The 12811-nt window shown below is 63.6% G+C and carries 10 protein-coding genes; 5 read left to right on the plus strand and 5 right to left on the minus strand.

The genetic code is table 11. The features are described from left to right. Positions 1 to 47: 47 nt before the first annotated feature. The gene (purU, locus tag G404_RS0112970) at positions 48 to 917 is read left to right on the plus strand and encodes a formyltetrahydrofolate deformylase (protein ID WP_028641468.1); all 870 of its coding nucleotides are present in this window, start codon (positions 48 to 50) and stop codon (positions 915 to 917) included. 31 nt (positions 918 to 948) lie between these two features. Here purU and G404_RS0112975 read toward each other — a convergent pair whose 3' ends face one another. From G404_RS0112975 to G404_RS0112990, 4 genes are all read right to left on the minus strand, one after another. Continuing rightward, on the minus strand, positions 949 to 1671 hold the full coding sequence (locus tag G404_RS0112975) for an alpha/beta fold hydrolase (RefSeq protein ID WP_036521391.1): 723 nt from the start codon (positions 1669 to 1671) through the stop codon (positions 949 to 951). 9 nt (positions 1672 to 1680) lie between these two features. Further along, positions 1681 to 2445: a glutathione S-transferase family protein gene (locus tag G404_RS19025; protein ID WP_051280663.1), complete on the minus strand. Its 765-nt coding sequence runs from the start codon at positions 2443 to 2445 to the stop codon at positions 1681 to 1683. Between the two features lie 32 nt (positions 2446 to 2477). Beyond that, a complete protein-coding gene (locus G404_RS0112985) occupies positions 2478 to 3350 on the minus strand; it encodes an amidohydrolase family protein (protein WP_084601314.1) in 873 nt (290 codons plus the stop codon). Between the two features lie 78 nt (positions 3351 to 3428). Then, a complete protein-coding gene (locus G404_RS0112990; protein ID WP_028641471.1) occupies positions 3429 to 4943 on the minus strand; it encodes an aldehyde dehydrogenase family protein in 1515 nt (504 codons plus the stop codon). 415 nt (positions 4944 to 5358) lie between these two features. Here G404_RS0112990 and G404_RS0112995 point away from each other — a divergent pair, with 415 nt between their 5' ends. Together G404_RS0112995 and G404_RS0113000 are read left to right on the plus strand one after the other, a co-directional pair. Further along, complete coding sequence (locus tag G404_RS0112995) at positions 5359 to 7887, plus strand: TonB-dependent receptor (protein WP_051280665.1); 2529 nt, start codon at positions 5359 to 5361, stop codon at positions 7885 to 7887. 74 nt (positions 7888 to 7961) lie between these two features. After that, positions 7962 to 9437, plus strand: a complete 1476-nt coding sequence (locus tag G404_RS0113000; RefSeq protein ID WP_036521392.1) for an aldehyde dehydrogenase — start codon at positions 7962 to 7964, stop codon at positions 9435 to 9437. A 25-nt stretch (positions 9438 to 9462) separates the two neighbouring features. Here G404_RS0113000 and G404_RS0113005 read toward each other — a convergent pair whose 3' ends face one another. Continuing rightward, complete coding sequence (locus tag G404_RS0113005; RefSeq protein ID WP_028641474.1) at positions 9463 to 9690, minus strand: SDR family oxidoreductase; 228 nt, start codon at positions 9688 to 9690, stop codon at positions 9463 to 9465. 85 nt (positions 9691 to 9775) lie between these two features. Here G404_RS0113005 and G404_RS0113010 point away from each other — a divergent pair, with 85 nt between their 5' ends. Further along, the gene (locus G404_RS0113010) at positions 9776 to 10636 is read left to right on the plus strand and encodes a DUF8021 domain-containing protein (protein WP_028641475.1); all 861 of its coding nucleotides are present in this window, start codon (positions 9776 to 9778) and stop codon (positions 10634 to 10636) included. Next, the gene (locus G404_RS0113015; protein ID WP_028641476.1) at positions 10633 to 12804 is read left to right on the plus strand and encodes an outer membrane protein assembly factor BamB family protein; all 2172 of its coding nucleotides are present in this window, start codon (positions 10633 to 10635) and stop codon (positions 12802 to 12804) included. Before G404_RS0113010 ends, G404_RS0113015 begins: the two co-directional genes overlap by 4 nt. Positions 12805 to 12811: the final 7 nt, after the last annotated feature.

The following is a 12811-nucleotide window of genomic DNA, read 5'->3' on the forward strand; positions in this document are numbered from 1 at the left end:
GTGGTCGGTAGCGCCTGCCAAACCGACCCCATTGGAGAGCCGCATCAATGAGCCTGGAACCCGCCCCCGCCTACCAGATCCTGTCGCTGTCGTGCATTGACGCGCCGGGCATCACTGCTGCCGTCACCGGCTATCTGGCGCAATCGGGTGCCAACATCGTCGAGGCCAAGCAATTCAACGACCAGGACGAAGGCACGTTCTTCATGCGCGTGGAATTCGATCCGCGCGGAACGAGCATGGCCGATATTTACGCAGGATTTGAGCCACTTGCCGCGCAATTTGCGATGGCGTGGCAATTGCGCGAAAAGGCCGCAAGGCGCAAGGTTCTGCTGCTGGTGAGCAAGTTTGACCATTGCCTGGGCGATCTGCTGTATCGCAACCGCATCGGCGAACTGAACATGGACGTGGTCGGCATCGTCGGCAACCACCCGCGCGGGGCGCTGTCAATCTCGCTGCTTGGCGACATTCCCTATCACCATTTCCCGATCACCCGCGACACCAAGCCGAGCCAAGAGGCGCAGATCCGCGCGGTGGTTACGCAAACAGGTGCCGAACTGGTGGTGCTGGCGCGGTATATGCAGATCCTGTCCGACGAAATGACGCTGTTCCTGTCGGGCCGCTGCATCAACATCCATCATTCGTTTTTGCCCGGGTTCAAGGGGGCAAAGCCCTATCATCAGGCGCATGCACGCGGGGTGAAGATGATCGGCGCCACCGCGCACTATGTTACGGCCGATCTCGACGAAGGCCCGATCATCCATCAGGACGTCGAAGCGATCAGCCACGCCGATCGCCCCGATGATCTGGTGCGTCGCGGCCGCGATATCGAACGCCGCGTGCTGGCCGAAGCGGTACGCCTGCACCTGGCCGACCGCGTGCTGGTCAATGGCAGCAAAACCGTCGTGTTCCACGATTGAGGCCGGTCATCCTCTCCGCCACGGGGAGGATTTACACACATGCCAGCAGGATTGCGGCCAGACCCTCGGGCCGCGACAGATAAGGGCTGTGATCGGCCCACAAGGTTTCGACCCGCGCACCGGGCACCAGGCCCTGCATGCGCCGCTGGCTGGCAATCGGGATCGTGCGATCGTCGGTGCATTCGACGTATGTGCGCGGCACCCGGCCATAGCGTTCAGGGGTCAGGCGCATCGGTGTCGAACGCGGGCCATGCGGTTCGTCGACCAGACGCGCCATCGCATCGCCCACCAGTTCGGGCGGCGACAGCTGGGCAAACACGGTTGCCGGGCTATCGCCGGTAATCCGTGTGCCGTGCCCCCCAGGCGTGGGCGAAATCAGCGCGTCAAAGGCGGGATTGGGCCCCTCTTCGGTCTTGAACTGCGCGCGCGACATGCCATCGGGCAACATCATCGCGCAGATATAGACCAGGCTGTCGATCGCATCGGGCGCCAGTTCGGCCGCCTGGCTGATCACCAGACCGCCGCGGCTGTGCCCTGCCAGCACGACCGGGCGTTGCGGCGCGGTGCGGCACAGATCCGCCGCGAACCGCGCCCAGCCGTCCAGCGTGACGGCTGACAGCGCGGCCTCGTTCCCGCCCATGCCGGGCAGATCCGGGGCGATCACCGCATGGCCGGCCGCCTCCAGCCGGCGGCGCAGAAGATCAAAACACCAGCCGCCGTGCCACGACCCGTGAATCAGTACAAATGTTGCCATATCAATATTTTACCGCGCGTGCCCGGTCCAGGTGCGCAGCGCCGGATTGGTGTGATCGGGCATTTCCAGCGCGGCACGCACCCCTGGACGCGCGGTCATCCGTTCGCGCCATTCGATCAACCGGGGATAATGCACCGCCACCTCAAGCTCGGGGAACATGCGTTCGACCATCATGCCGCACATCGCATAGAAATTGGCATCGGCCGTGGTGAACATATCGCCCGCCAGCCAGGCGTTGTCGGCCAGATGCACCTCGACCTTGGCGCAGGCATAGACGATCTTGTCGGTGGCATGGGCCAGGTCCGCGTCGGAAAAGCCCGACCGCGCGGTTTGCCATTTTCTGCGTTGATCGGGCAGCGGAATACGCTCGACCAGCTTTTCGAAATCGCCGCTTTCGATGCCGCGCGCGATCACCCCGACCATGCGGTGCCAGCCGTGCATCGATACATAGTTCATCACGTGTTCGTCGACGAACTTGTTCCAGATGCGCATCCGCGCCCGGCCCTCGGCATCGGCGGGGCGCAGCGGCACATCGGGAAACACGTCTTCAAGGTATTCGTTGATCACCGTGGTTTGCGTGATCACCGCGCCATCGTGCACCAGCACGGGCACCTGGCCTTCGGGATTGATCGCGATGAACCAGTCGGAATGCTGTTCGAACTTGTGCAGGTCGACATAGACGCTTTGAAAATCCAGCCCCTTTTCGTGCAGGCAGATCATCGATTTCAGCGAATTGGCGGCGGGTTCGGCATGGTAATATACAAGCGCCATCATCACTCTCCCGAGGTTGTCGCGGCGTGGCGTGCTCAGGTCAGGCCCAGCACGCGCACCGCATTGTCCTTCATGATCAGCGGCAAGACTTCGTCCTTGAACCCCACCTTGCGCGCAGCATCGATCCACTTGGCCGGGTGGATCAGCGGAAAATCGCTGCCGAACAGCATCTTGTGCTTTAACTGGGTGTTGGCATACTGGATTATCTGCGGCGCAAAATACTTCGGCGACCATCCCGACAGGTCGATGAACACGTTGTCCTTGTGCAGCGCCATCGACAGGCTTTCATCCACCCAGGGCCAGCTGGGGTGCGCCAGGATGATCTTCATGTCGGGAAAATCGACCGCGACATCATCGACCAGCATCGGCTGACCATATTTCAGACGGACCCCGCCGCCGCCGCGCATGCCCGTGCCCATGCCCGAATGACCGGTGTGGAAAATGGCGGGCAGCTTGTAATGGTTGATCACCTCGTAGATGGGATAACCCATCTGGTCGGCCGGCAGGCAGTTCTGCATGATGTGGTGGAACTTGAACCCGCGCACACCATGATTTTCGATCAGATCGCGCGCCTCGCGCGCGCCCATCTTGCCCTTGTGCGGGTCGATCGAGGCAAACGGGATGCAGATGTCGTCATTCCTGTTGGCAATTTCGGCGACTTCATAATTCGACACCCGTTTGGCCCCGATGCCGCTTTCGCAGTCGACCGTGAACATGCAGAACGCGATTTGCTGTTCGCGATAAAGCTCGATGATCTCGGGCATTTTCGGGCGTTCGCGCGGGGCCTTGAAATAGGCGCTGGCGGCGTCGAAAAACTGCCCCATCACCGGATCTTCGGGATCGTGGCACGACACTTCGGCATGCACATGCACGTCGATCGCGGAAATACGGGTCAGGTCAATCGGCATCACAGGCTCTCCGAAGGGGCAATAGTCCACCTTCCATCGGGTGCGCGCAGACGGCAAGCCCTGCGCGCACCCGGAACGTCACATCTGGATGATGACAGTCTTGGTTTCGAGATAGGCTTCGATCCCTGCGCGGCCCTGTTCGCGGCCCAGCCCCGACTGCTTGTACCCGCCGAACGGCAGCGCGGTGTCGATCATCGCATGGCAATTGCCCCACACCGTGCCCGCCTTGATCTTCGCGGCCAGCCGGTGCATCGCGGTCAGATCGCGGGTCCACACCCCGGCACCCAGGCCAAAGCAGGTGTCATTGGCCATCTTGGCCACTTCGTCGATATCGTCGAACCGCTGCGCCACGACAACGGGGCCGAAAATCTCTTCGCGGACCACGCTCATTTGCGGGTTCACGTTCGCCAGGATCGTCGGGTTGACGTAATACCCGCCTTCGCTGGCCGGTGCGTCGCCGCCGATCACCACGCTTGCGCCGTCGCGCTTGCCCGCGGCAATATAGCCCATCACGCGGTCGTGCTGTTCCTTGCTGACCAGCGGGCCGGTATGTCCCGCGGGATCGAGCGAGGGGCGCGGCGCCCAGAACGGCGCGGTTGCCGCCATGCCTTCAAGCACATTGTCGAACACCGATTTGTGCGCAAACAACCGCGAACCGGCGATGCAGACCTGGCCCGAATTGAACCAGATTGCGCCCGCCACGCCCGGCGCCACTTGCGCCACATCGACATCGGGCATCACCACGACAGGTGATTTTCCGCCCAGTTCCAAGGTGACCCGCTTCATCGTTTCGGTGGCGGCACGGTTGATCACTTTGCCGATTTCGGTCGATCCGGTGAACGCGATCTTGTCGACATCGGGATGCTTGACCAGATGGTCGCCCGAGATGTGGCCATGCCCGGTGATCACGTTGACCACGCCCGCCGGGAACCCGGCCTCGACCACCAGATCGGCCAGCCGCAGCGCGGTTACCGAGGTCTGTTCGGCCGGCTTGAGCACCAGCGTGCAGCCCGCCGAAAGCGCCGGCGCGATCTTCAGCGTGGCCATCAGCAACGGGAAATTCCACGGCACGATCTGGCCGCACACGCCCACCGGTTCCTTGACGGTATAGCTGAACACCGCCCCCGCCGGCAGCGTGTAGGGCGCGGTGGTTTCGCCTGCGACTTTGCTTGCCCAGCCGGCCATGAAGCGCAGCTGGCTGATCGCGCCGGGAATGTCGACCGCGGCGGCCATGCCCTTGGGCTTGCCATTGTCGATCGCTTCGAGCTCGGCAAATTCGTCGGCATGGGCCTCAAGCAGGTCGGCCAACCGGTTGATGATGCGTTCGCGCGCCATCGGCGCCAGGCCCGACCAACGGCCATCGTCGAATGCGGCGCGCGCCGCGGCCACGGCACGATCGACATCGGCGGGCGATGCATCGACAATGTGCGACACAATTCTGCCGTTCGACGGATCTTCCACCGCGATCACCGCGCCGTGCGACGAATCAACCCATTGGTTGTTGATGAACAGCTGCGGTTTGCGCGCCAGCGCCTTGGCCGCGGCAGGGGAATAGGCGGGCTGTACGTAACTGATGGTGGCGATGTCGTTCATCGGTCATCCTCCTTTGGCAACGGCCTGCGCCAGCGCGCGGCCGACTATTTTGTAGGCAAGGCATACAAACTTCACACACGCTTGCAACCGCAAAACCGCAGGGCCGCACGATTGGGCTGCGGCGGTGCGTCCCATCGGGACCTGACCGGGCACGGCGGGTGGCAAGCGCGAATCACCATGCGAATCACCCCGCCCAGCATCGCGCCAAAGGCAATCGATTGATACGATCGTCCAGGTCCGGTTCGGGGCCAGATATCACTTTTACCTTATCAAATGTGATCTTTTTATAGCGCGGGAGCACGCAAGACGTAGCGTTCGCACGATGCCCCCTTGCAAAGGGGCAATTCGTATGCACTACCTACAAATGGCAGGCGCCCTGACAAGAACGGCGTCGCAGGTGAGAGGGACGAGACAGATGGACGCTGACAGGCTGGCGGATCGCGCCGAAACCAATTTGCCGCGCAACAACCGGATCGCAACCACCGCGCTGAAGGGCGCATCGCTGCTTGGCCTTGCAATGGGCATGATCGCGGCCACCCCGGCACTGGCCGCCGATGCGGACGCACGTGCTGCTGCCCCCAAGGTCGAGGAAATCATCGTTACCGCGCAGTTCCACACACAAAAGCTGCAGGACACGCCGATTGCGATTACCGCGCTGAGCGGATCGAGCCTTGAAGACCGCAGCGCAAACAATCTGTCCGCCATTTCCGACAGCGCGCCCAGCGTGATCCTGCGCCCGGCCTCTGCCGCATTCGGGGATTCGATCACCGCGTCGATCCGCGGGCTGGGCCAGGGCGATTTCGATCCGGCGATGGAACCGGGCGTGGGCATTTATATCGACGATGTCTATTTTCCGCGTCTGACGGGCGCCAATCTTGATCTGATGGATGTCGACCGGGTCGAAGTGCTGCGCGGACCGCAAGGCACGCTGACCGGCAAGAATTCCGAAGGCGGCGCGATCAAGTTCTATTCCAAGGTGCCCAACGGCGACAACAGCGGGTACATCACCGCAACATACGGCAGCCGCAACCGTATCAACCTGGCCGGCAGTGCCGACTTCAAGCTGGTCGACGGGCTCTACGGGCGCATTTCCGGTGCCTATGGCGATCAGGACGGCTACATCAACGTCTATGACTTTGGCTGCAGAAACCCGGGCCAGGGCGTGGCATCGACGACAGGCGGCACCAACTGCCTGAAGTACAAGGAAGGCGACGTCGGCTACAAGGCCGTGCGCGGCATCCTGCGCTACAATCCCAACGACAAGCTGGATGTCACGATCAGCGGCGACTACACCAAGGACCAGCACCATAACGCCGCGCAAGTGCTGCTTTATGCCAACAACCAGAACCCCAATGTCGCCGCAGCACCGGGCGTACCCTATGACAGCCGGTTTATCTGCGGGCCGTTCTGCAACTATGACACCACCGGACAAGGTGCGGCCACATTCACCGCGGGCCTGCTGCCGTTCCTGCAGGGCGCGCCGTTCCAGGCAACGTCAGGGTCCGAACTGTCGAAATATACCGGCTGGGGCGTATCGGGCAAAATCCTCTACAACCTGACCGACACGGTGAAGCTGACCTCGATCACGTCATACCGCGCGTTTGAAGACATGTTCAGCGTCGATAACGACCTGTCGCCGGCCAATGTCGGATTTGGCAACAACGACATCACCGACTGGTCTTGGAGCCAGGAACTGCGACTGAATGCCAGGCTGTCGAACATGGTGAATGCCACGCTGGGCGGGTATTATTCGGATGAAAAGTCGGTCTATTACACGCTGCAGGACATTCGCTATGTCGCTGTCGGCGTGCCGGGCCCGGTCTGTGCGGCCATCGGCGGCGTCAACACCCCGACCTGCCCGGTCTATCCGTTGCAGTTCATCGGCAACGACCCGATCACCACCAAATCCAAAGGGGTCTATGGCGATATCGAAATCAAGCCCACCGACGGACTGACGATAAATGGCGGTCTGCGTTATACCAATGACCAGAAGAACTATACGTTCGTCCGGCTGAACCTCGACGGCGTCACACCGCAGACGTTCCTTGGCGCGCTCAACGGCTTTACCGCAACCCCGTTCAACGGCAACCGGCTCGATTACCGCTTTGCGGTCGATTACCGGTTCAACCCGCAGGCGATGGTCTATGCCTCGGTCGCATCGGGGTACAAGGCAGGCGGCGATGGCCCGCGTCCGTTCAACCCGGCGCAGGCGATTGCCTTCGGATCGGAATCGGTGGTCAACTATGAAATCGGCACCAAGACCGACCTGCTTGATCGCAAGCTGCGGGTAAACCTTGATGTGTTCTACCTGGATTTCAAGAATGCGCAGCTGACCCTGCTGTCGTGCCCGCAATATGGCGGCGCAGGCCCCTGCGCGCTGCCCCAAAACGCCGGCAATGCGCATTCCAAGGGGGTCGAGGCGGAAGTCACGCTGCGCCCGGTGGCCGGGCTCGTGATCGACAGTTCGCTGTCGTATCAGGACTGGAAATGGACTTGCGTCAATCCGCAGGTGGTCGGGCTGGCCCAGGGGCCCTGTTCGTCCGACCAGTCGGTGATCAGCCTGATCAACCAGCAACCCCCGGGCCTGGAAAAGTGGAAGTGGAATGTCGGCGCGCAATATGACGCCGACCTTGGCAATGCCGGATCGCTGACCCCGCGCATCGACGTCAGCTATCAGGGCAGCCAGATCGGCAACGTGCTGGCGGCTACCCCCGGTTCGCCATCGGCACTGTATGGTCAGCTTGATGCCTATACCCTGACCAATGCGCGCCTGACCTGGCGCAGCAGGACCCGCGACCTGACAGTGGCGCTGGCGGTGACCAACGTGTTCGACAAGTACTATTACACGTCGAAATTCGACCTGACCGGCGCCGGCGCCGGGGCCATTGCCGGTTCTCCGGGGCGGCCGCGCGAATGGTCGATCGCCATCAAGAAAACGTTCTGACGATCCGGGCGGGTGCCCGTCTGGCACCCGCCTGCACTGCCCGTAGGTACCCGCGAGACAAGGATGCCAGCCCCATGCCCCTGTTGCCGCCCGGCGTTGCGATCGCCCACCCCGAACACCTGTATATCGGCGGCGCATGGGTACCCGCACACAGCGGGCGCCTGATCGAGCTGATTTCGCCCGATACCGAAAACGTGGTGGCGCGCGTGGCCGAAGCCGATGATGCCGATATGGATGCCGCCGTGGCGGCCGCGCGCCACGCGTTCGACCATGGTCCTTGGGCTCGGACAGGCCCAGCGCAGCGTATCGCCGCGTTTCGCCGCATGATCGACCAGCTTGAGCCGCGTGTGCCCGAACTGGCGCGGGCCTGGACCGCGCAGATGGGGGGCCTGGCCAGCTTTGCCGGGGCGATGCATGCCGGATCGGTCCTGGCGCTGAAACAGATTGCCGGATTTGCCGAAAGCTTTGCCTTTGTCGAACAACGCCCCAGCATGGCGGCGGCCTGCGCGCTGGTGGTGCACGAACCCGTCGGCGTGGTTGCGGCGATTGCGCCGTGGAACGCGCCGTTCGGGATCATGGCCAACAAGGTTGCCTATGCGCTGTTGACCGGATGCACCGTCATCATGAAACCGTCACCCGAAACCCCGCTGGAGGCATACCTGATTGCCGAAGCGGCAGAGGCTGCGGGAATACCCCCGGGCGTGATCAACCTGGTGCCGGCGCACCGCGCGGCCAGCGATCACCTGGTGTGCAATCCAGGCGTCGACAAAGTCAGCTTTACCGGATCGACCCTGGCGGGACAGCGCATTGCCACGGTCTGTGCCGGGCGCATGGCGCGCTGCACGCTGGAACTGGGCGGCAAATCGGCGGCCATCCTGCGCGACGATTTCGCGATTGCCGATGCCGCACGCCTGTTGACCGGCACGATCACGATGATGAGCGGGCAAGTCTGCGCCATGCTCAGCCGGGTGATCGTGCCACGCGCACGGCATGACGAACTGGCCGGGGCGATCGCCGCGCAGATGCGCAACGTGCGCATCGGGCACAGCGATGATCCGGCGACGCAGCTTGGGCCGCTGGCGATGAAGCGCCAGCTGGCACGGGTGGAAAGCTATATCGAACAGGGCCGCGCCAGCGCCGATCTGGTGACCGGCGGCGGACGCCCGGCGCATCTGAACTGGGGCTATTTCATCGAACCGACCTTGTTTGCCAATGTCGACAACACCAGCGCGATCGCGCAGGAGGAAATCTTTGGCCCGGTGCTGTGCCTGATACCCGCCGATGACGAGGATCATGCCGTGCGCATCGCCAACGACAGCACCTATGGCCTGAACGGATCGGTGCTGACCCACGATGCCGACGCGGCCTGGCGGATCGGCCGACGCATACGCACCGGCGGATTTGGCCAGAACGGGTTGCGCATGGATTTCGGACTGCCCTTCGGCGGCTTCAAGCAATCGGGCATCGGCCGCGAAGGCGGGCCCGAAGGGCTGCACCCCTATCTCGAAATGAAGACAATGCTGCTCGATGCAGTGCCGACCAGCTGGTAATTGTGGGGCTTTCGCGCGGCGGATCTCAGCCCCGTTCAACACAGCCACCGTCGACATACAAATCCACACCATTGACAAAGCTTGCGTCGCTGCGGGCCAGGAACAGCACCGGGCGTGCAACCGCACACGCTTCGCCCATCCGCCCGATTGGCACGACATCGGCAAACACGGCGCGCACCGCGGCAACATTGCCCGGTACTGCGGCGACCGATCCGATCGAACCGGTCACCACGATCGCCCCGGCATTGCGCATATGCGGCAACGCTTGCGATCTTTCTAACATTTGATACGATAGCGGGTGGCGATACAAGACCTCGATCGCACAGGCGGGAGAATGCATGGACCGGCAGGCGCTCTACGGCGCGCTCGATCAGTTTCTGGACGCGTTGCGCGCCGGAAACGCGGCGGGTGTCGACTGGGCCGACCAGGCCCTGACATCGGAAAACAATGTCCTGCTGCCGGTTGGTGATGGCGTCTGGGGCACGATCGCGGGCCTTGGCGATTATGCCCTGCGCTTTGCCGATCCGCGCACGCGCCAGGTCGGCTATTTCGGTACGGTGATCGAGGCGATCGAGGAATCGGGGTTTACCCTGCGGCTGCGATACGATGCCGATGGCGCGGTGGCCGAGGCGGAAATGTGCATCGTGCGCCAGTCGGACAGCGGCATCAAATTCGAAAACCCGCGCTATTGGACCAAGCCGATCCTGGAAGCCGATGCAGTGGCACCTGCCCCGCGCGACGCAATGGTGCGCCTGTCCAACGGTTATTTCGACACGTTGCAATTGAACGACGGCACGATCCACACGCGATTTCACCCCGATTGCCAGCGCGTGGAAAACGGCGTGCAGACCACCAACAACCCCGAATTTGCCAAAATCGTGCCGGTGTCTGCGCTGGGGTGCGAGGCGCAGTTCCGCATGGGCAACTATCGCTACGACGACGAATTGCGCGCGCGCCGGTTTCCCCTGGTCGACGAGGACCGCGGGCTGGTGCTGGCGTTCGGGTTCATCGACCATTCGGGGCGGCTCGACACGTATCAGCTGACCGACGGGCGCACCGTAAAAAGCCCGGTGCGCCGCCCGCACAGTTTCTACGTTTCCGAACTGTTCAAGATCGATCACGGCATGATCTGCCAGATCGAAGCCAATTTCATCACCGTGCCCTATCGCATGCCCTGCCCGTGGGATGCGCCGGCATGAAAGGTGCCTGGATCGGCGTGATCGCGCTGGTGCTGGCCGCTTCGCCGCTGGCGGGCGCGGCGCCGGGCGATGTCGAATGGACCAGCCCCGGCGGCGATGCGGGCAAGACGCACTTTTCGCCGCTGACCGATATCAACCCCGGCAATGTCGCACGGCTGGGCCTGGCCTGGCAGGCCGAACTTGGCACCAACCGCGTGCTCGAGGCGACGCCGGTCATGGTGGACGGGGTGCTTTACACCAGCGGCGTGGCGGGCCGCGTCTATGCCTTTGATGCGGCAACGGGCCGTGAACTGTGGGCGTTCGAACCGCCGATCGACATGCAGGTCAACCGGTGGGTGTGCTGCGACATGGCCAATCGCGGCGTGGCGGTGGCCGACGGGCGCGTCTATGTCGGCGCGCTTGATGGCTGGCTCTATGCACTCGATGCCCGCACCGGCCGGGTCGTGTGGAAAGTCGACAGCATCGAGGACCACCGCCGCGGCATGAGCAGCACCGGCGCGCCCGAGATTGCCGGCGATGTCGTGGTGCTGGGCAATGCCGGATCGGACTACGACGCGCGCGGCTATGTCACCGCCTATGACCGGCGCACCGGCGCCTTGCGCTGGCGATTTCACACGACGCCCGCAAACCCTGCGCTCGGCCCGCAGGACAATCCCGAACTGGACGCCGCGGTCAAGACCTGGGACCCCGCCAGCCGGTGGGACATGGGTGCAGGCGGATCGCCATGGGATGCAATCGCCTATGACCGCGAAACCGGGCTGGTGCTGGTCGGCACCGGCAATGCCGAACCCTACAGCCTGACCCTGCGCAGCCCCAGGGGCGGCCACAATCTGTATGTATCCTCGATTGTCGCAATCGATGCGCGGACCGGCCGCATGGCCTGGTTCTACCAGGAAAGTCCCGAGGACCAGTGGGATTACGACGCCACCGCGCCGATGATCCTGACCCACCTGACGATTGACGGCCAGAACCGCGCGGTGGTGCTCCATGCACCCAAAAACGGGTTCTTCTATGCGCTTGACCGGCGCACCGGCCAGGTGTTGCGCGCCAATCCGGTGGTGCGCGTGAACTGGGCCAGACGGATCGATCCTAAGACCGGCGTGCCCGAGCTCGATCCGGCCGCAGACATATCGGCCGGACCGAAAATCGTGTTTCCCGCCACCCCGGGCGCGCGCAACTGGCATCCGGGATCGTACGATCCGGCCACCGGGCTGTGGTATGGCGCGATGCTCGACATGGGCAACCTGATCTTTGTCCCGCCCGGGCCAAAGCCGCATATGGCCAAAGGTCTGAACACCGGAGCGGCGCTGATCTTTACCACCGATCTGGCGCAGGCGCTGCCCACGCTGCCCCCGCAGGTGCAGGCGGCGGTCAGGGCGCTGCCCGCATGGCAGCAGGTGCAGGCCAATCCGGCGCAGGCCGACATCCGCGCGATCGACCCGCTGACCGGGCGGACCATATGGTCGGTTCCGACCGCCGGCTGGCAGGATCGCGCGGGCGTGCTGACCACCGCAGCGGGGCTGGTGATCCATGGCTCGGTCACGGGCGAATTGCGCGTGCTCGACGCGCATACCGGTGCGCTGCTGACATCGATCCAGACCGGCAGCTCGATCATGGCCGCACCGATGACCTATCGCGTGGGCGGGGTGCAATATATCGCGGTCCTGGCGGCGTGGGGCGGCGGGGGATACCCCTATGTGCCGCGCTATGCCGCCGCCTACCAGCGCGGCAACATCGGCCGCCTGCTGGTGTTCCGGCTGGATGGCGGACCGGTTGCCCTGCCCCCGCCGTTGCCCCCGCTTGAGGTGGCGCCGCCCCCTCCGGCGCAGGCCGCGGGCGTGACGGCAGGGGTGATCGCGCGGGGTCAGGCGTTGTACTTCACCGTCGGTTGCGCGTTGTGCCATGCCAACCAGCCGCGCAGCATCACCCCCGATCTGCGGCGGATGCGCCCCGAAACCCATGCCGCATTCCGCCAGATCGTGCTTGAAGGCCTGCTGCAACCCGCAGGCATGCCGCGCTGGGACGATGTGCTGAAACCCGGCGATGCCGATGCGATCCACGCCTGGCTGATCGACAGCCAGGCGCATGTGCGCGCCGACGAACTGGCCAAACAAAAACAGGGCCTGCCGCTCGATGCGCCAAGCCTTGCCATCCTGTCGAATTATTGAAGGATCT

The sequence above is a fragment of the Novosphingobium acidiphilum DSM 19966 genome, assembly GCF_000429005.1.
Lineage (GTDB): Bacteria > Pseudomonadota > Alphaproteobacteria > Sphingomonadales > Sphingomonadaceae > Novosphingobium > Novosphingobium acidiphilum.

What these genes read in the sequence shown, in the direction of transcription:
- G404_RS0112990 (WP_028641471.1), bottom strand. Translation starts at nt 4,943, where the DNA reads ATGAACGACATCGCCACCATCAGTTACGTACAGCCCGCCTATTCCCCT.
- G404_RS0113010 (WP_028641475.1), top strand. Translation starts at nt 9,776, where the DNA reads ATGGACCGGCAGGCGCTCTACGGCGCGCTCGATCAGTTTCTGGACGCG.
- G404_RS0112995 (WP_051280665.1), top strand. Translation starts at nt 5,359, where the DNA reads ATGGACGCTGACAGGCTGGCGGATCGCGCCGAAACCAATTTGCCGCGC.
- G404_RS0112975 (WP_036521391.1), bottom strand. Translation starts at nt 1,671, where the DNA reads ATGGCAACATTTGTACTGATTCACGGGTCGTGGCACGGCGGCTGGTGT.
- purU (WP_028641468.1), top strand. Translation starts at nt 48, where the DNA reads ATGAGCCTGGAACCCGCCCCCGCCTACCAGATCCTGTCGCTGTCGTGC.
- G404_RS19025 (WP_051280663.1), bottom strand. Translation starts at nt 2,445, where the DNA reads ATGATGGCGCTTGTATATTACCATGCCGAACCCGCCGCCAATTCGCTG.
- G404_RS0113015 (WP_028641476.1), top strand. Translation starts at nt 10,633, where the DNA reads ATGAAAGGTGCCTGGATCGGCGTGATCGCGCTGGTGCTGGCCGCTTCG.
- G404_RS0112985 (WP_084601314.1), bottom strand. Translation starts at nt 3,350, where the DNA reads ATGCCGATTGACCTGACCCGTATTTCCGCGATCGACGTGCATGTGCAT.
- G404_RS0113005 (WP_028641474.1), bottom strand. Translation starts at nt 9,690, where the DNA reads ATGCGCAATGCCGGGGCGATCGTGGTGACCGGTTCGATCGGATCGGTC.
- G404_RS0113000 (WP_036521392.1), top strand. Translation starts at nt 7,962, where the DNA reads ATGCCCCTGTTGCCGCCCGGCGTTGCGATCGCCCACCCCGAACACCTG.